The following is a 21,172-nucleotide window of genomic DNA, read 5'->3' as shown; positions in this document are numbered from 1 at the left end:
GCCGGCTACGACGTTGCATCGCGGTTCACGCTCGAGAGGGCGGCCGCGCTTGACGTGCGGGCCGAGGCGTCACAGACGTGGCCGCGGACTCACGACGCTCGCGCGGGCCGATGCTTTCCTTCAGTAGTGCAAATTGCTGCTTCAGCCGCGGAACGGCGAAGTCGGTGAAGGCGCGGACCTTGGGGACCGACAACCGGCCCTGCGGAGCGATCACATGCGCGGGCATCTCCGGATCCTCGTCGCCGGCGAGCACGATCTCGAGCTCACCGCGCGCGACCTGCTCAGCCACCTGATATGAGTACATCCGCGCCACGCCACGGCCGGCCACGGCGGAGGCCACGGCCGCATAGGTGCTGTTGACGACCAGCCGCGGCGTGAACTGCACAGTCCGCGGTGCTGACGATCCAGCCGCCGGCGCGAACGTCCAGGAATTCGGCAGATGCGCCATGGCCACGATCTGGTGCTTGGCGAGATCACCTGGCTCGGCGATGCGTGGATGCTGCTTCAAATAGCGCGGAGAGGCGACCACGACCCGGCGCACATCGCCGAGGCGGATCGCGACCATCGCCGAATCCGCCAGCGGACCGATGCGCAGCGCGACATCGAAGCCTTCCTCGATCAGGTTGACCGCACGATCGAACAGCAGGAGCTTGGCGGACACGGTCGGGTAGGCGTCGAGAAACGCATCGAGGATGGGGCGCAGCACCATCTCGCCCGACACCACCGGCGCCGTGATGGCGATGACGCCGCGCGGCGCCGCTTTCGGGCCGGCCGCGATCATGTCTGCCTCTTCGAGCTCGGCGAGCACGCGGCGGCAGATCGCGGCATAGCGCTCGCCTTCCTCGCTCGGCCTGATCGACCGCGTCGTCCGGTGCAGCAGTTCGGCGCCGACCTGGTTCTCCAGGAAGGTGATGGCGCGGCTGACCGCCGCCGGCGAGCGGCCGAGCTTGCGGCCCGCGCCGGCGAGGCTGCCCTCGTCGACAGCCAGGACGAACACCTTCATCGCATCGAGACGATCCATGCGCTTCCGCGGCCCCAGTGATTGTCGGCGGAAAACTAGGCGCTTGCGCCGAGCGCGACAACCGCAGCCAGGGCCGATCGGCCATTCGTTCACGCCGCGAAACAGTGTCTGCCGGCCGGCGCGTCTTCGCGGGCGGGCGAGGGCGGCGTAGCTGACAACGCAAGCCGGCCGCAGCCAGCGGCGCAGGCCAACAACAGGAGCCCGTCATGGGAATCGAGCAGAAAGTCGCCATCATCACCGGCGCATCGCAGGGCATCGGTGCTGCCCTGGTTCAAGGTTATCGCGATCGCAACTACCGCGTCGTCGCCACGGCGCGATCCATCAAGCCGTCCGGCGACGACGACATCCTCGCGGTTCCCGGCGACATCGCCGACTGGGCCACGGCCGAGCGCGTGGTCGGGCAAGCGGTGGCCCGCTTCGGGCGCGTCGATACGCTGGTCAACAATGCCGGCATCTTCGTCGCCAAGCCGTTCACCAAGTACACGGCCGAGGACTACGCCGCAGTGATGGGCATCAACGTCGCGGGGTTCTTCCGGTTGACGCAGCTCGCCATTGCCGAGATGGAAAAGCACGGCTCGGGCCACGTCGGCCAGATCACGACGACCCTGGTCGAACAGGCCAATTCGAACGTGCCATCGGTGCTGGCGTCGCTGAGCAAGGGCGGACTGAGCGCTGCGACGAAATCGCTTGCGATCGAATATGCCAAGCGCGGCATCCGCGTGAATGCGGTGTCGCCGGGGATCATCAAGTCGCCGATGCATCCGGTCGAGACCCACGCGCAGCTCGGCGCGCTGCACCCTGTCGGCCACATGGGCGAGATGTCCGACATCGTCGACGCCGTGCTCTATCTCGAGGGCGCCTCCTTCGTCACCGGCGAGATCCTGCATGTCGACGGCGGCCAGAGCGCCGGTCATTGAGGAGGGCACACCACCATGCCGATCGTCACCATCCAAGTGACCCGCGAGGGGACCGTGCCGGGAGCGGCCTCACTGACGGCCGATGAGAAAGCCGCGCTGATCAAGGGCTCGAGCCAGCTGCTGCGCGACGTCCTCGGCAAGCCGCTCGAGTCGACCTTCGTCGTCATCGAGGAAGTCGACACCGACAATTGGGGCTGGGGCGGCCTGCCCGTCCTGGAGTTCCGGCGCCGCCGCGCCGCTCAAGCCGAGTGATCCGCGCGGCTGCACAGGAGGATGATATGCGCGAGCTACACGCAAGTCACACACAGCAGATCCGGCCGCCGCAGCGGCCGGAGTCATCTGCGCCAACAACGTCGCAACCGATCGATCGACTGCAGACCTGGCGATATGCCGCCGCGGGTCTCGCTGCATCCCTGGTAGGGCTGGGTCTTGCCCGCTTTTCCTACACCCCGCTGATCCCGGCTTTGATCGCGGCAAAATGGTTCAGTGCCTCTGACGTCGTCTATCTCAGCGCGGCGAATCTGGCCGGCTATCTCGCGGGCGCGCTCGGGGCGCGCGTGGTAGCGCGCCGCATCGGCGCCGTTCGCACGCTCCAGGCGATGATGCTGCTCGCCACGCTCTCGTTCTTTGCGAGCGCGGCGCCGGCCTCCTTCATCTGGTTCTTCGCCTGGCGTTTCCTGGCCGGCGTCTGCGGCGGAATCATCATGGTGCTGGCGGCTTCCGTCGTCCTGCCGCACACGTCGCCGGCCCGGCGCGGGATCGTCGGCGGCGTGATCTTCGCCGGCGTCGGGCTTGGCGTCGCCGCTTCGGGCACGCTGGTGCCGCTGCTGCTGCACCAGGGCCTGCAGCAGAGCTGGTATGGTCTCGGCGTCCTCTCGGCGGTGCTGACCTTGGCGAGCTGGTGGAGCTGGCCTGCCGAGACTGTGGCAGCTGCTGCGCCCGCGCCGCATCACGCCAGGCGCCGCCGGCTTCCGGCCGCCGCCCGTGCGCTGCTGGTTCAATACGGCCTCAATGCCGTGGCCCTGGTGCCGCACATGGTCTTCGTCGTCGATTTCGTGGCGCGCGGACTAGGCCAGGGCATCGCCGCAGGCTCGCATTACTGGGTTCTCTATGGCCTCGGCGCGATCGTCGGTCCGCTGCTGACCGGCCATCTCGGTGACAGGTCCGGCTTCGGTCCGGCGCTGCGCGCGGCCTTCCTGGTCGAAGCCGCCGCGGTGCTGCTGCCGATTGTCAGCACGGCGCCGGTGTCGTTGATCGTGTCGAGCGTGGTGATCGGCGCCTTCACGCCCGGCATCGTGCCGCTGGCGCTCGGCCGCATCCATGAGCTCGTTCCCCGCGGCGCCGAGCAGCAACGCGCGACCTGGAGCCACGCCACCACCAGCTTCGCTCTGTTCCAGGCGGCCGCCGCCTACGCCTTCTCCTGGCTCTACGCCCGTACCGGCGGCGATGATCTGGTCCTGTTCGGCCTCGGCGGCGCCGCCGTGGCGCTGGCGCTGGCCATTGATCTCGCGCTTGGGCTCACGCGCAGCCGAGCATCATCCTGAGAGCGAATCCGCCACGCGTCGCCCGTCCATCGGCGAGACTTGTACGGACTTGGGCAGGGAGGGCCAATGTCGTCGTCAACGTAGTGATTGTTCTGCGGCGAAATGTCTTGCGGTCGCATGGAGACGAGCGCGCGATGATCTGGCTGAATCGCGGTCTCCGGATGGTGGCCACAGCGCCTCGGCTGGACAGACAAGCGGCCCAGCGGTGGTCACGAATGCTTGACCCGGATCAATGACTGCGCCAGGACGCGAAATATGATATTCAAAGGTTCGTTGCGGCCCGAAAGGTAAAAGCGTCTCCATGCGGCTTGTCCGTACCATGCTGGCATTCGTGATCGCCATCTCGCTGGCGACGGTGCCGCTTGGCGCGTCGGCCGCCGCGCATGCAATGCCGTCGGGTGGCATGAAGGCGAACATGACGATGGCCGGCCCCGGCGACATGTCGATGGATGAGTGCTGTCCGGACGACATGGACGGAAAGACCTCCCACGCCGACGGCCACAAGTGTGGAATGGGCGTCTGCTGTATCGGCGGCGCGGTCGCTTTTGGCGACGTTCGACCGATCGCGTTTGGCCCATCTGCCGTCGCGGCGAGCAAGATCGCCATTCCTTCGGACCAGGTCGCCGATTTGCGCGGGACCAGTCCTCCGTTCCGACCTCCACGAATCTGATTTCGCAGACTCCGTCGAGCAGCACGCTTGCTCGCGAAGAAGCGGACGTGTGCGCCTGCAGCGCCACGGTCGAGATCAATTCATGAGGGCAGAACAATGCTTTCCAAGCTCACGACCGCGGCTTTGGCCGCCACCCTTTCGCTTGCCGCTTCGGCCGCCATGGCCGGCGCCGGCGACTTCGCCTTCGAGCCTGTCAATTCGGAGATGAAGAAAGGCGACGACGTCACGCTCGCCGTTCGTTTGTTGAACAGACAGACCGGCAAGCCGGTGCCGGATGCGGTCATCTTCAAGACCCGCGTCGACATGGCGCCCGACGGCATGGCCGACATGGAGTCGCCCGTTTCTCCGCTGCCCTCGAAAGAGCCGGGCGTCTACGCCTTCAAGACCGACCTGCCGATGGCCGGCCGCTATCAGGTGACGCTGTCGGCGAAGGTGCAGGGCGAGCCGGAGACGGTCACCGGCAAGGTCATCGTCAAGGCGACCAAGTGAGCGCTGGGGCGCCGCTCGGCGGCGCCCCGGCATCCCCAATTCACGATCACATGGACGCGCTTGATCGCGCGCGGAACACGCCATGAAGACGCTGCGTCTCCTGACGACGGCCCTGGCGCTGGGCGGGGCCTTGGCTCTGGTCGGCTCCTGGTCTCTGAACGGCGGGCCCTGGCCTGCACACGCCGACCTAACTTCTCCAGCGGCTGCCGCAGAGGGAAGTCCACTTTACTATCGGGATCCCGGTGGAGCTCCGGCCTGGTCGGCGGTGCCGAAGAAGGATGCGCAAGGGCGCGATTACTTGCCGGTCTACGATGACGAGTCCGCGGCCGAGCCGCCGAAGTCGAAGTTGCAGCAGCAGGCGAATGCCTCGCGAAAGATCCTGTACTACCGCAATCCCATGGGACTGCCGGACACCTCGGCGGTGCCGAAAAAGGATCCCATGGGGATGGACTACGTCCCCGTTTACGACGGCGATGACACCGACGACGGCACGGTGAAGCTTTCGCCGGGCAAGATCCAGCGCACCGGCGTGAAATCCGAGCCCGCCGAACGGCGTAGCATCAGCGTGGTGGTGAAGGCGCCGGGCACGATCCAGCTCGACGAGCGGCGGATCTCGGTGATCGCGATGCGCTCGGAGAGCTTCGTTCAGAAGGTTGCGGATGTCACGACCGGCACGCGCGTGAAGGCCGGTCAGCCGCTGATGGAGATCTACAGTTCGGCAATTGCGGCCGCCGCGGCGGAATACCTCGCCACGATCAATTCGAAAATCGTGGGAGGCGTGGAGTCCTACGGCCGCGGTTCGCGCCAGCGCTTGACCAATCTGGACGTTCCGGAGCCCGTGATCACCGCCATGGAGAAGTCCCATGTCGCGCCCGTGACCGTGCAATGGACGGCGCCGCGCGACGGAATCGTGCTCGAACGCAACGCGATCGAGGGCATGCGTGCCAACCCTGGCGACGTGCTGTTCCGGATCGCGGACATCTCGCTGGTCTGGGCGCTGGTCGATGTCGCCGAGCGCGACCTCGGCACCGTCGCGGTTGGACAACCCGTCTTGATCCGGGCACGCAGCTTCGCAGGCCGGACCTTCTCCGGAAAGATCGCCGTGATCTATCCGCAGGTGAACCGGGACACGCGCACCGCTCGCGTTCGGATCGAGCTTTCCAATCCGGACGTGGCCTTGCTGCCGGACATGTATGTCGATGCCGAAATCAATACCGCCGATGCATCTCCGGTCGTTACGGTGCCGGATAGTGCGGTGCTCGACACCGGTGCTCGGCAGGCCGTTCTCGTCGACAAAGGCGAAGGCAAGTTCGAGCCGCGGGACGTGAAGCTTGGACGCCGGGGCGGCGGCTACATCGAAATTCGTGACGGTCTCAAGGAAGGTGAGACGGTCGTCACCTCCGCGAACTTCCTGATCGATGCAGAAAGCAACCTCAAAGCCGCCCTGAAGGGCTTCGCCGACGCGAACCAATCATCGGATGCCGCGGGTGGACATGCCCATGGAGAGCACAAATGATCGCCCGCATCATCTCGTGGTCGGCGCGCAACCTGCTGCTCGTCCTGTTCGGCACCGGCTTCGCGGCGGCCGCTGGACTCTACGCACTGGTCCATCTTCCGCTCGACGCCATCCCGGATCTCTCCGATACGCAAGTGATCGTCTATACCGAGTACCCCGGCCAGGCACCGCAGGTGATCGAGGATCAGGTCACCTATCCCCTGACCACCGCCATGCTGACGGTGCCGAGGTCGAAGGTGGTGCGCGGATTCTCGTTCTTCGGCGTGTCCTTCGTCTATGTAATCTTCGAGGACGGCACCGACATCTACTGGGCGCGTTCGCGCGTCATGGAGTTCCTGAACAGCGCCAGCTCGCGCTTGCCTGCCGGCGTCACACCGACGATCGGTCCCGACGCCACCGGTGTCGGCTGGGTCTACCAGTACGCTGTGATGTCCAAGGAGCTGAACCTGGCCGACACGCGCACGATCCAGGACTGGAATCTGAAATTCGCGCTGGCCAAGGCGGGCGGCGTCGCCGAGGTCGCCAGCATCGGCGGCTTCGTCAAGCAGTACAACGTGATCCTCGATCCGCAGCGGATGCGCGACCGCGGTATCAGCATGCAGAAGATCCGGGACGCGATCCGCGCTTCGAACGCCGACGTCGGCGGTCGGACCGTGGAACTCTCCGAGTTCGAATACGTCATCCGCGGCAAGGGCTACCTCAAGAGCATCAACGATCTCGGCAACGTCGTCCTGAAGACCTCCGGCGGTACGCCTGTGCTGTTGCGCGACGTTGCCAGCGTGGAGCTCGGGCCCGACGAACGGCGCGGCATCGCCGAGCTGAACGGTGAGGGGGAGGTCGCCAGCGGCATCGTGCTGCAGCGTTTCGGCGTCAACGCGCTCGACGTCATCGAGAACGTCAAGGCGCGGTTCAAGGAGATCGCCAGCAGCTTGCCGAGTTCGGTGGAGGTCGTGCCGGTCTACGACCGCTCCAACCTGATCTACGCCGCGATCGACACCTTGAAGCACACCCTGCTCGAGGAAAGCCTCGTCGTGGCGGTGGTCTGCGTGGTCTTTCTACTGCACATCCGCAGCGCGCTCGTCGCCATCCTGATGCTGCCGGTCGGCGTGCTGATGGCGTTCGGCGCGATGAAGCTGCTGGGCCTCGGCTCCAACATCATGAGCCTCGGCGGCATCGCGATCGCGATCGGCGCCATGGTGGATGCGGCCATCGTCATGATCGAGAACGCCCACAAGCATCTGGAGCGGGCCAAGCCCGGTCAGTCGCGCGTCCAGGTGCTGATCGATGCGGCCTCGGAGGTCGGGCCGGCGCTGTTCTTCAGTCTGCTCATCATCACCGTATCGTTTATGCCGATCTTCACGCTGGAGTCGCAGGAGGGGCGTCTGTTCAGCCCGCTCGCGTTCACCAAGACGTTCTCGATGGCTGCAGCCGCTTGGTTGTCGGTGACCCTTGTGCCCGCGCTGATGATCATCTTCGTTCGTGGCAGGATCGTTCCAGAGCACCGCAACCCCATCAACCGCTTCCTGATCTGGATCTATCGGCCGGTCATCAAGGGTGTGCTACGGGCGAAGACGCTGGTCATCCTGGCCTCGCTGGCCGTGCTGGCCATCTCAATCTGGCCGGCCCGCCAGCTCGGGACCGAGTTCATGCCATCGCTGAACGAGGGCACGCTGCTGTATATGCCGACGACGTTGCCGGGCATCTCGGTCACGAAGGCGGCCGAACTGATGCAGACGCAGGACCGGATCATCAAGTCGTTCCCGGAGGTCGCCTCGGTCTATGGCAAGGCGGGACGAGCAGCGACCGCGACCGATCCGGCTCCGACTGAGATGTTCGAAACCGTGGTCAATTTGAAGCCGAAGGAGCAGTGGCGCTCCGGCCTGACCGTCGACGGGTTGATCGCGGAGATGGACAAGGCATTGCAGTTTCCGGGTGTGTCGAACGCCTGGACCATGCCGATCAAGGCGCGCATCGACATGCTCTCGACCGGCATCCGGACGCCGATCGGCGTGAAGGTGATGGGCACGGACCTGGTCGAGATCGACAGGCTGGCCAGACAGATCGAGCGTGTCATCAAGACGGTCCCCGGGACGTCGTCCGCCTACGCCGAGCGCGGCATCGGCGGCTACTATCTGGAGATCTCGCCCGACCGCGAGGCGCTCGCCCGCTACGGCATCCTGATTCAGGACGTTCAGGACACGATCGCTGCCGCGTTGGGAGGCCAGACGGTGACCACGACGGTCGAAGGCCGGCAGCGGTTCACAGTCAACATGCGCTACCCTCGCGATCTCCGTGACAATCCCAAGGCTATCGCCAGCGACATTCTGGTGCCGATGCCCGCAGGCGGCGCCGTGCCGCTGGGAGAGGTGGCGCCGGTCGAGCCGGCGCGCGGACCGACTTCCATCCGCACCGAGAACGGGCAGCTTGCCACCTACATCTACGTCGACATCAGGGACCGGGACATCGGGAGCTACGTCGCCGCAGCGCAGCGCGCCGTGACGGAAAGCATCCAGTTTCCGGCCGGATATTACGTGGTCTGGAGCGGTCAGTACGAATATCTGCAGCGCGCCGCGGCCCGCCTGAAGATCGTCGTGCCCGTGACGCTGACAATCATCTTCCTGCTCCTGTACCTCAATTTCAGGGCTCTGACGGAGACGATGATCGTCATGCTCTCGTTGCCGTTCGCGCTGGTGGGCGGCATCTGGATGATGTGGTGGCTCGGCTTCAACCTTTCGGTTGCCGTCGCTGTCGGATTCATCGCGCTCGCAGGCGTCGCCGCCGAGACCGGCGTGGTGATGCTGATCTATCTTGATCACGCGCTGGCCGAGGTCAGGGCGTCGCGAGCCGCCGAGAGCCGCGCGCTCACCCGGCAGGATCTCCATGCGGCGATCATGGTGGGTGCTGTCGAGCGCGTGCGTCCCAAGATGATGACGGTGGTCGCCATCATGGCAGGCCTGCTGCCGATCCTGTGGAGCACCGGCACGGGCTCCGAGATCATGCAGCGCATCGCGGTGCCGATGATCGGCGGCATGATCTCGTCGACGCTGCTGACGTTGATCGTCATCCCGGCGATCTTCGGCCTGGTGAAGGGCAGGGGCCTTCCGCCTGGTCGCGCAGGCGACGTCGCCCTCGATGGACGTCCTGGCCAAAACGCGAGACCGGCGCACGTTCCGCAAGCGGCCGAGTAGGCAAAGCGCCTGCTCGCCTGATGTCCGGTTTACCGGCCTCGTTCACTGAAGAGCGCATGGTCTCCGAGGTCGCTGATGAGCCATGGGTCGGGGCCAGCCGAGCTAGCTCTGCTTCTTTGTGAGAGGCTTCGGCGACTGTTCGGCCATTGCATCGACCTCGAGGACAGCCGGGAGCTCCTCCGTGCGTTCCTTGAGATCGGCCGCACGCTGGATCAAGCCGGACGCCACGGCCGGATCTGTTGTCGTCTTTGCCATCCTCAGGAGCGTCGCTGCGGCTTCTCGGGCGAAATAGTTGAAACGCGGCACGAGGTCGTCACCCCATCTGAGTTGCGATGGAATGAGTCACGAGCCGGGAATCCGTTCCGATCTTTTGTCAAAAAACCGCTGCAAGCAATTGGTTCCAAAACTGAAAAGACCTGAGTCCGGGGCTGATACCGAGCTGAGGCCTCTGCGGCGACGGGAGCGCAGGCGTTGAAGGGAACGGCGCCGACCCAATTGCTGAGCTGGACGTCAGCATCGGCCGCGGACATCACGAAACAAACTCATGCAGGCCGATCCAGCCGGTGTAGAGCCCGACCAGGGCGATCAAGGCTGCCGAGACGTAGGGCGCGCGATGTGCGAAGCGGCTGAAGCCGCTCCAATGGCGTTCGACGTGCCGAATACCGAGAGCGGCAACGACGCCGGCCGATACCATGGTGATGGCGAGGCCGAGGCCAAAGCAGAGAACCAGCACGAAGCCGAGGCTGAACTGCTTCAACTGAATGCAGAGCAGAAGAACTGTAATGGCCGCCGGGCACGGGATCAGGCCGCCAGTGAGACCAAACAGGACGATCTGCGGTGTGGTGACGGTGCGTCCGACGAAGCGCCTTTGGATGTCGGCGGCATGAGCGCGAGCGTGCGCGTCATCCTGTTCCCCGAGGTCCATGTGGTCGCGATCGGGCTCCTCGAAACGAATTTCGGCGACATCGCCCGCGAACGCGATGCGCACCTCGAAGGCGTGCGGTTCCGGAATCTCCTCGGTGCTCTCCAAATATCCGTCGCGGTCGACGAACGCGAAGCTCTGTTCGCTGCCATCGGCACGGACTGTCGTTACCCCGATGTCCGAGGCGGAGGGGAGGCCACCTGCGTCGCTGGAAATCCGCCAGCGCGGCGGAACGCCGGTCTCGAACACCGCGATCGAAAGCGTCCTGCCCGCGAGCGAGACGACCTGCGGTTCGTCGTGGTGATGATCGTGGCCGTGCTCCTCGGTCGTCCCGCGCCAGGTGCGCCAGACCATCCACGCGGCGACCCCGAGGATGATGAGTGCAGACGCGATCTGGAGGTAGGCTTCGCTGCGCTCTCCGGAGAGATCGTGGCCGAAATAGAGGCCGAGAAGGGCGACCGCCCATACCACCGCCGTGTGCGAGATCGTCGCCGACAGTCCAAGAAGAACGGCCTGGAAGACCGTGCCACGGATCGCAACGATGAAAGCGGCCATCATGGTCTTGGAATGGCCGGGCTCGAGACCATGCAGCGCGCCGAGAAGGATCGCGCTCGGAACGAAGAGCCATGCGTGAGCACTGCTCTGCTGCAGCAGTTGCGACAGATCGGTCATGAATTCACTTCAAATAGGTTCTGACGACATCGATCAGGTCGGCCGCACCCTTGGCCTTTTCCGGATCCTTTTCGCGGTCCGGATCCACGACGTGATGGCGAATGTGGTCCTCGATCAATTCGGTGGTGAGCCCGCCGACGGCGCCCCGGACCGATGCGACCAGCATCAGGACGTCCGTGCAGCCGAGCTCGGCCTCCAATGCACGCTCGACCGCGTCCAGTTGCCCCTTGATGCGCTTCACCCGCGCCAGGAGCTTCGACTTGTGCTTGATGGCATGCGACATCCCCATAAGATAGGGGGGTACCCTATATTGGTCAAGGTGAGCGCGATGGCGCGTGTCTCAGGCGCGCAGGCCGGCCAAGCGAGACAGTTCCGCTCCCATTGACGCCGGCCTGCGCCTTGGCGGCGAGATGGACGGTTCCCGAGTGGTGAAGTCTTCGTGATCCTTCAGCGTGACGTCTGAAGCGCGAGCGGGTTGACAGCTCCGGCTTCAGGAGTCTTATTTGTGGTCCGGGGATGTGCGATCTCCCCGCGAGGCGACATGCCCAAGTATCGCGTCCTGGATCACCAAGGACGCCGCATGTCATCATTATCCAGTTCGAATTTAACCGACAAATCGTCACGACTGATAGGTGCGTCGGCCGCGCCGACGCTTGTCGACGATGACTTCAAGATGGCGGTGGGGGCTTATGCGGTACTCACCTGCGTCGCCCGCCAGGCCGCCGAATGCCATCGTTGGGTGGCTCCCCGGCAGATGCTCGAAGGTCTCGGCAGGGCGGAAGCGACTTCCGGCCGCTTCATCTGCTCCCGGCGGTCATCGTCGCCGGTGTGATCCTGAATCTGTCGATCTGGTTCTCGCTGCACACGAGACCTCATCAAGAAGCGGCATGACGACTGACTTCACCTGGGGCAGGACAACCAGGAGAACGATGATGCGGATATCGAATATCTCTCAAGTCGCAGCCTTGCTGGCGCTCATGGCGGGGCTGTCACCTGCCCATGCGCTGACCCAGGAAGAACTCGTCGCAAATATTCAGGCAGCCGGCTATTCGCAAGTCAGGGACATCAAGTCCACCGCGGAAGGCACCACCGCGAAGGCGATGAAGAGCGGCAAGGAAGTGCGGCTCGTCGTCGATAGCAGCGGCCGGATCAAAGAACAGCAGGACTGAGGAAGGAGCAGCGCGATGAGAAAAGCAATCCTGGCCCTGATCGGCATCGGCGCCTGCGTTCTGTCGCCGGCTTCGGAATGGCTCGCCCCAGCGGCTCATGCGCAAGACATCGACTGGCAAAAGGTCGACGAGACGCTCGGCCGTAACCCCGCCATCTCTGACGATGTTCACCGCTACAGCTTTCCGCGCACGGATCTCGCGGTGACGTTGGACGGAGTGGCGATCAAGCCGGCACTGGCGCTCGGCGGCTGGATCGCATTCAAGCCCGCGCATGGCGGTGCCATGGTCATGGGAGACCTTGTGCTCCTCGAGACCGAGATCAATCCCATCATGGCCAGAATGGTCGCGAGCGGTCTCGAGATCACCGCCGTGCATAATCACTTGCTGCGGGCGAACCCTGCGACCTTCTACATGCACGTCGCCGGTCATGGAGAACCTGTCAGACTGGCCTTGGCCATCCACGACGCGCTGGCCGAAAGCAAGACGCCATTGATGGTCCCGGCACCGACGGGGCCGTCGCCTGCAGTGGACCTCGATGCGGCGAAGCTCGACCAGATCATCGGCGTCAAAGGGCAGGCCAACGGAGGGGTCTACCAGTACAGCGTGAAGCGACGTGATGCGATCACGTAAGATGGCACTCCGCTGACGCCAGTCGGCGCGATGGGCGTCGCGATTGGAATCAATTTCCAGCCGACCGGAGCAGGCAAGGCGGCAATTACCGGAGACTTCGTTCTGACTGGCGACGAGGTCAACCCCGTGATCGTGGCGTTGCGGGCTCACGGCATCGAGGTGACCGCCTTGCACAGTCACATGCTCGACGAACAGCCGCGGCTCTTCTTCATGCACTTCTGGGCGAACGACGGTGCCGTCAAGCTCGCGGAAGGCCTCCGCGCGGCCCTCGACAGGACTGCCAGCACGAAGAGCTAGCCAAAAACGGCCGGCCTGCCCGCTGCAGCCTAAGTCGCGTGGTGCTCTCCGCACTGCGCGGGCCGGTTTGTGAGCCTCCCGTGCTTACACTGTAGCGGGCGCAGAGCAGGAGACATCGAAATCAGCAAGCCTTCTTCACCCCACAAGATCGACGATGAGAAGCAGGAGGCTTGAGGCGAGGCCGAAGAAGGGCACCCACATCGGGCAAATGAACGCCCCAGACGGCGGCGGCTCTTGTCTGCTTTTGATTCGGATCAGCGCGATATTCACGATTGCGAAAACAACAAGGGTAAAGCGTGCCGTGAGGTCTGCAAGGCCACCAAGCGGAACGGCCAGTGAGAGTACGAGGATCGCTCCGATGCCGAACGCCGTCGCGAGAAGCGGCGTCTGCGTGACCGAATTCAACCGCGCAAGAACCTTTGGCAAACTGCCTTGATCCGCGAGACCATAGATCACGCGACCGATCATGATCATGTGCACAATGATGCCGTTGAGCGTGGCCACAATGGCGATTGCGCTCATGGTGACGAGCGGCAGGCCTGTCAGTCGCTCGAAGACCAGCGCAAGCGGTGCCGATGAGCGCGCGAGTTCCTGCGGAGGTACCGCCGTCACGGCGATCCACACAACCAGCGCGTAGATCAGCGCGGTCAAACCGAGGGTCAGGAACAGCGCACGGGGGAGGGTACGACTCGGCTCCTTCATTTCCTCCGCAATGTTGACCACGTGCTCGAAGCCGATGAAGGAAAAGACTGCGATGAGGGCCGTTCCGCCCAATCCAACCCAGGCCCCCGTATCACGCGCCGGCGGCCACATTTCCGGCAGGCGGGTGACAACATCCGTCCCGTGACCGAGGCCACTGCCAATGATCAGCACGAGACCGCCCACCTCGACAACCGTCATGATCCCGGCGAAGGTGACGGATTGGGCCGTGGCGAGGCACGCCACGACGCCCATCGCAAGAACGACTCCCGAAATGATCCACGGAGCCGAAATCGGAAGAAACACGGCAACATAGCCCGAGCTACCAACACTGATGGTCGCGGCGGAGATTGTTGCCGTCGCGACCACCAGAAGCCCGACCCCGAGGCTGAGCCATTCGCGACCAAAAGCGGCCTGCACATAGGCGGCCTCGCTGGCGCTGACCGGCATGCGCGTTCCCAGTTCGGCAAATGATGCTGCACTGAACGCCATCACAAGGGCTGCACCGATGAAGGCAAGTGGCGCATGCATACCACTGCGTGCCGCGGCGATCCCGACCAGGACGTAGATGCCTGCGCCGATGGTGACGCCAAGGCCATAAAGCACCGCATGGGTCAGCGACAGTGACCGCAACAGGCGCTGCGACTCGGCCGGCGAGCCAGTAGCCTCGATAGACATTCGACGTTCTCCTCGCTTGGAATGACACGTGCAGCCCGCATGTGTTCAGGGCAAAACGGTCTCAACTGCAAGTCGATCGAGGAAGGCTTGCGTCGAGTGATCTTGCTCTCAGCCGATGGCTGGGCCGTAAAATGCACCAGCCACTGCCGCGAAAGCAACCAGGATCAAGCCCGAGACGACGTGAACAAAAATGAAGACGTCCGTGAGAATGTTGTCTACGAACGGATAGAGACGAGATCTGGCAGTGAGGCGAACCGCGAGGACAGCCCCGATGCGGCAAGCTGGCCAGGGCACTGCATAACGAGCGAGCGGAGCAGTGCCGAAACGTAAGCACTTGCCAATATCATCATAGGTGCGGTCGCATGTTGAGCCAGCGCAAGAACCGCGGCAGCTTGAATGGTAACGGATCGCCTGAGTTGGCTAAAGCGATCTCAAACCGGATCGAGCATGACAGACGGCGCCTGCGGCCATTTGATCGAATTGCGTGTCCATAGGGTCGCGCAGCTGTTTCACACACTGGATCCATTCCCGTTCCGGGAGCGCGATCTCGACAAGGAAGCAGAAGAGTTCATCGTCGGTTGGGCCCGCGAATTACCCGGGGATCGATCGATAAAAATTGTAGTTCATGCTCCTGAGTCCGAGATCCAGACAAGCGCGGCGTCGGAGCTCAGCGAGGCGTTCAATCGCTATTTTTCCGAACACGCCTTGACCGTTCAGCGCGAGATCAAGGAACTGTTCCGGGTCGGTCGGCGGTCTCTGGCGATCGGAATCACGATTCTGATCATCTGTCTCGTCTCGGCGCATTTCGCCGGCAAGGATCTGATTGATAGCGCCGTTCAGGCGCTTGGTCGAGGAGAGTTTCCTGATCCTCGGGTGGGTAGCGAATTGGCGGCCTCTTGAGATATTCCTGTATGATTGGCTACCGCTCGCCCGTAGACGCGATTTGTACCGCCGCCTGTCGTCCGCAACGGTTGAGTTGAAAGCATACGATAGTCAACAGTCACCCGAGAGCGCGGTGGCGACAGCGACTTGACGCCGTTCCCGGCGGGTGTGGAACATACAGCAAGCGACGCTCCCCGTTGAAGGTAACGTCCCGCACACCGCGCTGTCCCGGTGATGCGCGCCGTTGGCATGCTCGACTGCGATGGCGGGAGCGCAGGATTTCCTTCAACGCGATGTCACGGCTTCGATTGATGCCGGAGCTGCGAAGTCCGAGTGGAGCGCGAAGCAGCGCAGGCTTGCAAGGACTTGATCCAAGTCAACGAGGTATGACCGCGCCCGAACTACATTGTGTCGAGAGGATATCGAGATGCAGCTCTTCAATTCGACGCGGAAGTATGGAGCGATTCCTCAGACTCTGCATTGGCTCACGGTTCTTCTCGTGGCCGTTGCCTGGGTCATTGGCGTGTTTGGTGATGTGCTGCCCAAGGGCGCGCCGCGGGAGTCCGGCCTGTTCGTCCACGTGACAGCCGGGATCGCGGTCCTCGCGCTTCTGGTGGTGCGCCTGGCTTGGCGGCTGGCCGATCCATCTCCACCGCCCGAGGCGAGCGAATTCGCGTCATGGATGGGAAAGTGGCAGGATCCGGCCGCGCGTTTCGCGCACCACGTCCTTTATGCGCTGCTTTTTGCCGTGCCTGTCGTTGGCATTGTGTTGCAGTTTGCGCGCGGTGATGCCTTGCCGCTGCTTGGCATCGCCGAGATCGCCTCGCCTTGGGCCAGGGATCGCGCGTTTGCTCACAACGTCAAGGAAGTGCATGAAATTCTCGCCCATGCCCTGGTCATCGTGGCCGCAATGCATGCGGCTGCAGCGCTGATCCATCACTGGATCTTCCGCGATCGGACGCTCCTTCGCATGCTGCCTCATTCGGACACTTGACTGGAGGAGCGACGCGCCTGCGGGGGATGACGAGTCGCGCCGGACAGTTCAGCCGGCGTGACCTAAAGGCCGCGATCTGACCGATCGCTCCGCTCGTGGTCCGGATTGACAATCCCCAGGCAAACCCGATCGGGAGACTCGCCAATGCTGGAGTATCGCGTCAGCGCCAGACGGATCGATGCGCATGAAAGCGTCGCAGACTGCAAGGATGCGACCGTGGTGCTCGATACGGATGTCATGGGACGGCGGGATGCATTCAACCCTGCGGAGCTTCTGCTTGCTGCGGTGGCTGCCTGCATGATCAAGGGAATCGAACGTGTCACGCCGATACTCAAGTTCCATATGCGCAGCGTCGAAGTGCGGCTGATCGGCGTTCGGCAGGACAGCCCGCCGATGATGGCGTCGATTGACTATGAGCTGATCATCGACACCGACGAAGATGACCGCCGGCTCGAATTACTCCATCAGAATGTCCGGAAGTATGGGACGATATCCAATACCGTGGCGGCCGCGACGAAGTTGCAGGGCGTGATCAGGAGAAAGGGATGAGCCGCCTTCACCTCCACCCGGAAAGCCACTTGGTAGCACGGATCGGATGGCTCAGGGCGGCCGTTCTGGGCGCCAATGACGGCATCATTTCGACCGCAAGCTTGATCGTCGGTGTTGCCGCGGCAGCAGCGACACGAAACGACGTTCTGATCGCGGGCGTCGCGGGGCTAGTCGCTGGAGCGATGTCGATGGCCGCCGGAGAATATGTCTCGGTCAGTTCGCAGTCGGACACGGAGCAGGCCGATCTTGCACGAGAGCGCAAGGAACTCAGCGACAACCCGGCATTTGAGCGCGATGAGCTTGCCGACATCTACGTCAGGCGGGGCGTCGGGCAATCCCTTGCGCGGGAGGTGACCGAGCAGTTGATGGCGAAAGACGCACTGACAGCTCATGCGCGCGATGAATTTGGAATATCCGAGATCACCGCAGCGCGGCCGATCCAGGCTGCCCTGACCTCGGCCATGATGTTTTCGGTGGGGGCCGCCATGCCCTTGCTGATGGTCATCCTGTCGCCCGTCAACGCGCTGGTCCCGATCGTGTCCGCGGCGTCTCTCGCCTTCCTCGCGGTGCTGGGTGCGATCGGCGCAAAGGCGGGTGGGGCGAACATTCCGCGCGCCACTGTTCGCGTGACGTTCTGGGGGGCTTTCGCTCTCGGTCTCACCGCAGGCATCGGAAAGCTGTTTGGGGCCGTCGTTTGAAATCGAGCGACTCTAAATAGCCTTCGAGAGCGAACTTGCTTCCGGCATCGTGCGCCGGATACGAAGCCGGCAAGAACCGAAGCGCGCTGCTCAGGTCGATGATGCGCCCTTGTCCACGCGCCCGCATCGAGGGCAGCGGGCAGGCGTGCTCGCCGAGCGAATTTGCCCGACTATATCACCTCCAAGCATGGCGTCATCGGGCTGACAAAGTCGGTCGCCTTCGATTATGGCTCCCTGAACGCGCGCTGTAGTGCCGTCGGTCCGAGCTTCGTCAAGACGCCGATGACCCTGGCCGGCACCCCGGATCCTGCGATCTGGGACCGTTTTGCGCAGGGGCATCCGATGCGCCGCCTAAAGCGGGATGAGAATAGCCTGAATCGATTTGGGATTCCCAAATCAGCGTGTTTCTGATTCACCGTGTTGGCTGGGAAGGAGGCCAGCACGGATGGGCGCACCATATTCTCTGGACCTTCGAAAGCGGGTTGTCGCCGCGATCAAGGGCGGGATGTCTCGCAATAAGGCGGCCAAGCAGTTTGGGGTCGCGATCAGCACAGCGATCAATTGGGCCAGGCTTGAGAAGGAGACAGGCAGCATCGAACCTGGCCAGATGGGCGGCCATAAGCCCAAGGCGATCTCGGGTGAGCATGCCACGTGGCTGCAACAGCGAATCAGAGCGAGCGACTTCACCTTAAGAGGGCTGGTGGCCGAGCTCGCCGAACGCGGGTTGAAAGTCGACTACCGTTCGGTCTGGGAATTCGTTCATGCCGAGAAGCTCAGCTTCAAAAAAAAGCGTGGAGGCTGGCGAACGCGATCGTCCTGACGTGGCGCGGCGACGAGAGCAATGGAGGAAATATCAAGATCGCATCGACGCCACGCGCCTTGTCTTTATCGACGAAACCTGGACCAGGACAGACATGGCGCCGTTGCGAGGATGGAGCCCGCGTGGCAGCAGGCTGACCGCCAAAGTCCCTCACGGACGGTGGAAAACAATGACCTTTCTGGCGGCACTGCGCCACGACCGCATTGATGCACCATGGTTCATTGAAGGGCCGATCAACGGCGAAAGCTTTCGCACCTATGTAGAGCACGTTCTTTTGCCGACCCTTCATCCGGGCGATATCGTGATCTTGGACAACCTCGGCAGCCACAAAAGCAAAGCCGTCCGCCAATTGATCCGCTCGGTAGGAGCCAGGATCTTCTTCTTGCCCAAATACTCGCCCGACCTGAACCCAATCGAACAGGTCTTTGCCAAGCTCAAGCACCTTCTACGCAAAGCCGCGGCGCGAACCGTCGACACGGTTTGCGCCGCAATTGCTGTTGCCCTCGACGCCTTCTCCGCAGAAGAGTGTGCCAACTACCTCAAAAACTCAGGATATCGAACTTAATCTCATCTCGCTTTAGTCATGACCGTCGAAGTCGCTGAGATGAAGGACGACGTGCTGGTCTGCATTCGCCTGCAGATACGGGGCTGTTCGGATTGTTCGGGATGCCCGGTTACGAGGCCATGTTACGAGGCCATCGAACCGCGGCGCGTGATCAGGCCTCCTGCCTCTTTCGCGCCAGCGCGCGCGGCGCGATGCCGTAGCGGCGACGGAACAGGCGGCTGAAATGCGAGGGGTCGTCGAAGCCCCAGCGCAGGGCAATGCTGGTGATGCTTTCGGTGCGGCGCGCGGCTTCCAGATCGCTGCGACAACGGTCGAGGCGACGCTGGCGGATCCATTCCGAGGGCGTGGTGCCGTGCTCAGCGAACAGCAATTGCACGGAGCGGACGGAAAGGCCGACGCTGGCGGCGACCGCGGCACTGTCGAGGTCGGGATCGTGCAGTTGGGCGTCGATATTGCGCATGATCCGCGCCAGCTGGGTCGAGGAGCGGCGCGGCGCGGCGTCGCGGCGCGCCAGGCGTGCAGCCCTGGCGACGATCTCGAGCCCGGTCTCGACGGCGGCATGCGCCTCGCTGTCGTCCAGCCCGGCCAGGGAGCCCGCGAGGCCCTGGAAGTAGCCGGAGACGGCGGCGCCGAAGCCGCGCCGGCCGGACAGATGCAGGCGGCTGCGCCCGATCAGGTCGGGGTGGGCAGCCCGGATCGCTGCTTCGGGGCAGGCAATCAGCATTTTGCGCAGCGGGCTCAGCGTGGTGAACGCGAGCGTGTCGCGCGTGGTCCAGACGATCACGTCGCCGCGCTCGAACAACGCGCTACCAGTAGCGTCTTCGCCGCGCTCCTGGCCGTCGATCACTGTCATGACCACCACCAGACCAGCGTCAGACGCACGGCGGATTCCGGCGCAGCCCTGTGCGACTTGCGTCTCGATCACCAGGGCATCACCGAGCGGCCTCATCTGCTGATGGTGTGATGCGTCAGTCTCGATACTCCAGCCGAGCATGGGGTCGACCGGTCGGGTCGGGGAGGGGGAAAGCCCATGCACGCTCGGCATCTGAAACGCTCTCCCTTGACCGCCGTGAGGCTCTCGCGTCCGGCGCTGCGTTATTGCGCGGTTGCGCTGTCGTCCGGATCCGCTTTCGCCCCCGTCCGAGACCTCGATGCCGCTGTTGTCGTAGAGCCTAGGCCAAGACCGCTTTGCAGACAAGGCGGGTAGGGCGACAACACAGGGAGGTTGCGATGGCTGGTTCGAATCTGCGGGCGGGGTTTGAGAAGGTGGCCTTCACGGCAGACGACGGGACCGTGCTGCGCGGCTGGCATGTGCCGCCGCAGGGCGATACGCCGACGGCGCCGATCGTGGTGCTGCATCATGGCTTCAGCGCGCTCAAGGACAGTTATCTCGACAAATACGCGGCCGCCTTCAGCGCGGCCGGCCTTGGCGCCCTGGTCTATGATCCGCGCAATTTCGGCGAGAGCGAAGGCCGTGTCCGGCAGGAGATCGACCCGATGCAGCAGCTCGCCGATTATCGCGATGCCATTACCTTCGCGACGACCCTGCCGCGCGTCGATTCGACCAGGGTCGGCGCCTGGGGGTCGAGCTATGGCGGCGGTGTCGCCATTCAAGCGGCTGCGATCGATCAACGCATCCGCTGCGTGGCGGTGCAGGTCTCGTTCATCAGCGGTGGCGCGATCTGGAGCCACATCCCCGCAGAGGCCAAGGCGCAGCTGTCGCAGCTGTTCGCTGGCGAGCGGCTGGCCCGTGCCGCCGGCGAGCCGCCGATGACCATGCCGGTGGTGGCGCAGGATCCGGCGACGACGCCGTGCATTCTCGCGACACCCGACGCGTATGATTGGTGCATGGAGGCGGCGAAAATCTCGCCGTTGTGGCGCAACGAGGTAACCGTGCGCAGCCTGGAGCTGACCTTCAGCTTCGAGCCGGCTGCTTATCTGCATCGTATCGCGCCGCGTCCGCTGATGTTCATCGCGGCGGAGGGCGACACGCTGATGCCGATCGAGGCGGCGCGCGCGGCCTTCGCTCAGGCGGGCGAGCCGAAGCAGTTCGTCAGCCTGCCTTGCGGTCACTTCGCGCCTTATGTCGAATGTTTCGAGCCGTCATCGGCGGCAGCGCGCGACTGGTTCGTCACGCATTTGCTGGAGATGCGTCGGCCTTGAGTGCGCGAGGTGCGAGCGCGGGCCTTGACCCTGCTCGCCGCCCTTGCTCCGCGCGAGCTTCGAAGGGGCATCGTTGCCCGGTGTCAGTA

20 protein-coding genes and 2 pseudogenes are annotated in these 21,172 nt (G+C 63.9%); 17 read left to right on the top strand and 5 right to left on the bottom strand.

Annotated features, from left to right (window positions below):
* Window positions 1-25 precede the first annotated feature (25 nt).
* A complete protein-coding gene (locus ACVIJ6_RS32605; protein WP_456776073.1) occupies window positions 26-1,021 on the bottom strand; it encodes a LysR family transcriptional regulator in 996 nt (331 codons plus the stop codon).
* Between the two features lie 206 nt (window positions 1,022-1,227).
* Between ACVIJ6_RS32605 and ACVIJ6_RS32600 the strand changes: the two genes are divergently transcribed.
* The 7 genes from ACVIJ6_RS32600 to ACVIJ6_RS32570 all read left to right on the top strand — a co-directional run bounded on the left by ACVIJ6_RS32600 (window position 1,228) and on the right by ACVIJ6_RS32570 (window position 9,345).
* Window positions 1,228-1,938 (top strand): SDR family NAD(P)-dependent oxidoreductase, encoded by a 711-nt coding sequence (locus ACVIJ6_RS32600; RefSeq protein WP_456776072.1) that lies wholly within the window; start codon window positions 1,228-1,230, stop codon window positions 1,936-1,938.
* 15 nt (window positions 1,939-1,953) lie between these two features.
* The gene (locus ACVIJ6_RS32595; protein WP_456776071.1) at window positions 1,954-2,190 is read left to right on the top strand and encodes a tautomerase family protein; all 237 of its coding nucleotides are present in this window, start codon (window positions 1,954-1,956) and stop codon (window positions 2,188-2,190) included.
* Between the two features lie 26 nt (window positions 2,191-2,216).
* Window positions 2,217-3,482 carry a YbfB/YjiJ family MFS transporter gene (locus ACVIJ6_RS32590; protein ID WP_456776070.1) on the top strand — a complete coding sequence of 422 codons (1,266 nt, stop codon included), beginning with the start codon at window positions 2,217-2,219 and terminating at the stop codon, window positions 3,480-3,482.
* A 301-nt stretch (window positions 3,483-3,783) separates the two neighbouring features.
* Entirely contained in the window at window positions 3,784-4,152 is a 369-nt protein-coding gene (locus ACVIJ6_RS32585; protein ID WP_456776069.1) for a hypothetical protein, read from the top strand.
* A gap of 96 nt (window positions 4,153-4,248) precedes the next feature.
* Window positions 4,249-4,641 (top strand): FixH family protein, encoded by a 393-nt coding sequence (locus tag ACVIJ6_RS32580; RefSeq protein WP_456776068.1) that lies wholly within the window; start codon window positions 4,249-4,251, stop codon window positions 4,639-4,641.
* An 82-nt stretch (window positions 4,642-4,723) separates the two neighbouring features.
* Window positions 4,724-6,157: an efflux RND transporter periplasmic adaptor subunit gene (locus ACVIJ6_RS32575; protein WP_456776067.1), complete on the top strand. Its 1,434-nt coding sequence runs from the start codon at window positions 4,724-4,726 to the stop codon at window positions 6,155-6,157.
* Window positions 6,154-9,345, top strand: a complete 3,192-nt coding sequence (locus tag ACVIJ6_RS32570; protein WP_456776066.1) for an efflux RND transporter permease subunit — start codon at window positions 6,154-6,156, stop codon at window positions 9,343-9,345. Before ACVIJ6_RS32575 ends, ACVIJ6_RS32570 begins: the two co-directional genes overlap by 4 nt.
* A gap of 529 nt (window positions 9,346-9,874) precedes the next feature.
* On the opposite strand, the gene ACVIJ6_RS32565 is transcribed toward ACVIJ6_RS32570, so the two are convergent.
* On the bottom strand, window positions 9,875-10,939 hold the full coding sequence (locus ACVIJ6_RS32565; RefSeq protein WP_456776065.1) for a HoxN/HupN/NixA family nickel/cobalt transporter: 1,065 nt from the start codon (window positions 10,937-10,939) through the stop codon (window positions 9,875-9,877).
* A gap of 4 nt (window positions 10,940-10,943) precedes the next feature.
* Window positions 10,944-11,222, bottom strand: a complete 279-nt coding sequence (locus ACVIJ6_RS32560) for a metal/formaldehyde-sensitive transcriptional repressor (protein ID WP_456776064.1) — start codon at window positions 11,220-11,222, stop codon at window positions 10,944-10,946.
* 258 nt (window positions 11,223-11,480) lie between these two features.
* On the opposite strand from ACVIJ6_RS32560, the gene ACVIJ6_RS32555 reads away from it, so the two are divergent.
* The 3 genes and pseudogenes from ACVIJ6_RS32555 (at window position 11,481) to ACVIJ6_RS32545 (ending at window position 13,035) form a co-directional block, all read left to right on the top strand.
* Window positions 11,481-11,771, top strand: coding sequence for a hypothetical protein (locus tag ACVIJ6_RS32555; protein WP_456776063.1), 291 nt, complete (start codon window positions 11,481-11,483; stop codon window positions 11,769-11,771).
* 100 nt (window positions 11,772-11,871) lie between these two features.
* On the top strand, window positions 11,872-12,108 hold the full coding sequence (locus tag ACVIJ6_RS32550) for a hypothetical protein (RefSeq protein WP_456777134.1): 237 nt from the start codon (window positions 11,872-11,874) through the stop codon (window positions 12,106-12,108).
* 15 nt (window positions 12,109-12,123) lie between these two features.
* Window positions 12,124-13,035 (top strand): annotated as a pseudogene (locus ACVIJ6_RS32545) (DUF1259 domain-containing protein).
* A 135-nt stretch (window positions 13,036-13,170) separates the two neighbouring features.
* Here the strand turns inward: ACVIJ6_RS32545 and ACVIJ6_RS32540 are convergent.
* Window positions 13,171-14,412: an APC family permease gene (locus ACVIJ6_RS32540; protein ID WP_456776062.1), complete on the bottom strand. Its 1,242-nt coding sequence runs from the start codon at window positions 14,410-14,412 to the stop codon at window positions 13,171-13,173.
* A 447-nt stretch (window positions 14,413-14,859) separates the two neighbouring features.
* On the opposite strand from ACVIJ6_RS32540, the gene ACVIJ6_RS32535 reads away from it, so the two are divergent.
* From ACVIJ6_RS32535 to ACVIJ6_RS32510, 6 genes and pseudogenes are all read left to right on the top strand, one after another.
* The gene (locus ACVIJ6_RS32535) at window positions 14,860-15,312 is read left to right on the top strand and encodes a hypothetical protein (RefSeq protein ID WP_456776061.1); all 453 of its coding nucleotides are present in this window, start codon (window positions 14,860-14,862) and stop codon (window positions 15,310-15,312) included.
* A 409-nt stretch (window positions 15,313-15,721) separates the two neighbouring features.
* Window positions 15,722-16,288, top strand: coding sequence for a cytochrome b (locus tag ACVIJ6_RS32530; protein WP_456776060.1), 567 nt, complete (start codon window positions 15,722-15,724; stop codon window positions 16,286-16,288).
* Window positions 16,289-16,432: 144 nt separating this feature from the next.
* The gene (locus ACVIJ6_RS32525; protein ID WP_456776059.1) at window positions 16,433-16,837 is read left to right on the top strand and encodes an OsmC family protein; all 405 of its coding nucleotides are present in this window, start codon (window positions 16,433-16,435) and stop codon (window positions 16,835-16,837) included.
* The gene (locus tag ACVIJ6_RS32520; RefSeq protein WP_456776058.1) at window positions 16,834-17,535 is read left to right on the top strand and encodes a VIT1/CCC1 transporter family protein; all 702 of its coding nucleotides are present in this window, start codon (window positions 16,834-16,836) and stop codon (window positions 17,533-17,535) included. Before ACVIJ6_RS32525 ends, ACVIJ6_RS32520 begins: the two co-directional genes overlap by 4 nt.
* 159 nt (window positions 17,536-17,694) lie before the next feature.
* Window positions 17,695-17,946: pseudogene (locus ACVIJ6_RS32515) on the top strand (SDR family oxidoreductase); the annotation flags it as partial.
* A 34-nt stretch (window positions 17,947-17,980) separates the two neighbouring features.
* A protein-coding gene (locus ACVIJ6_RS32510; RefSeq protein WP_456771600.1) for an IS630 family transposase occupies window positions 17,981-18,920 on the top strand; the annotation gives its coding sequence in 2 pieces (ribosomal slippage) (window positions 17,981-18,316 and window positions 18,318-18,920; 939 coding nt in all).
* 151 nt (window positions 18,921-19,071) lie between these two features.
* Here ACVIJ6_RS32510 and ACVIJ6_RS32505 read toward each other — a convergent pair.
* A complete protein-coding gene (locus tag ACVIJ6_RS32505) occupies window positions 19,072-19,965 on the bottom strand; it encodes a helix-turn-helix domain-containing protein (protein WP_456776057.1) in 894 nt (297 codons plus the stop codon).
* Window positions 19,966-20,150: 185 nt separating this feature from the next.
* On the opposite strand from ACVIJ6_RS32505, the gene ACVIJ6_RS32500 reads away from it, so the two are divergent.
* The gene (locus tag ACVIJ6_RS32500; protein WP_456776056.1) at window positions 20,151-21,083 is read left to right on the top strand and encodes an alpha/beta hydrolase; all 933 of its coding nucleotides are present in this window, start codon (window positions 20,151-20,153) and stop codon (window positions 21,081-21,083) included.
* Window positions 21,084-21,172 lie beyond the last annotated feature (89 nt).

The sequence above is a fragment of the Bradyrhizobium sp. USDA 4369 genome (assembly GCF_054056435.1).
Note: the sequence above shows the minus strand (reverse complement) of the source record. Positions and strands in the feature narration are given on the sequence as shown.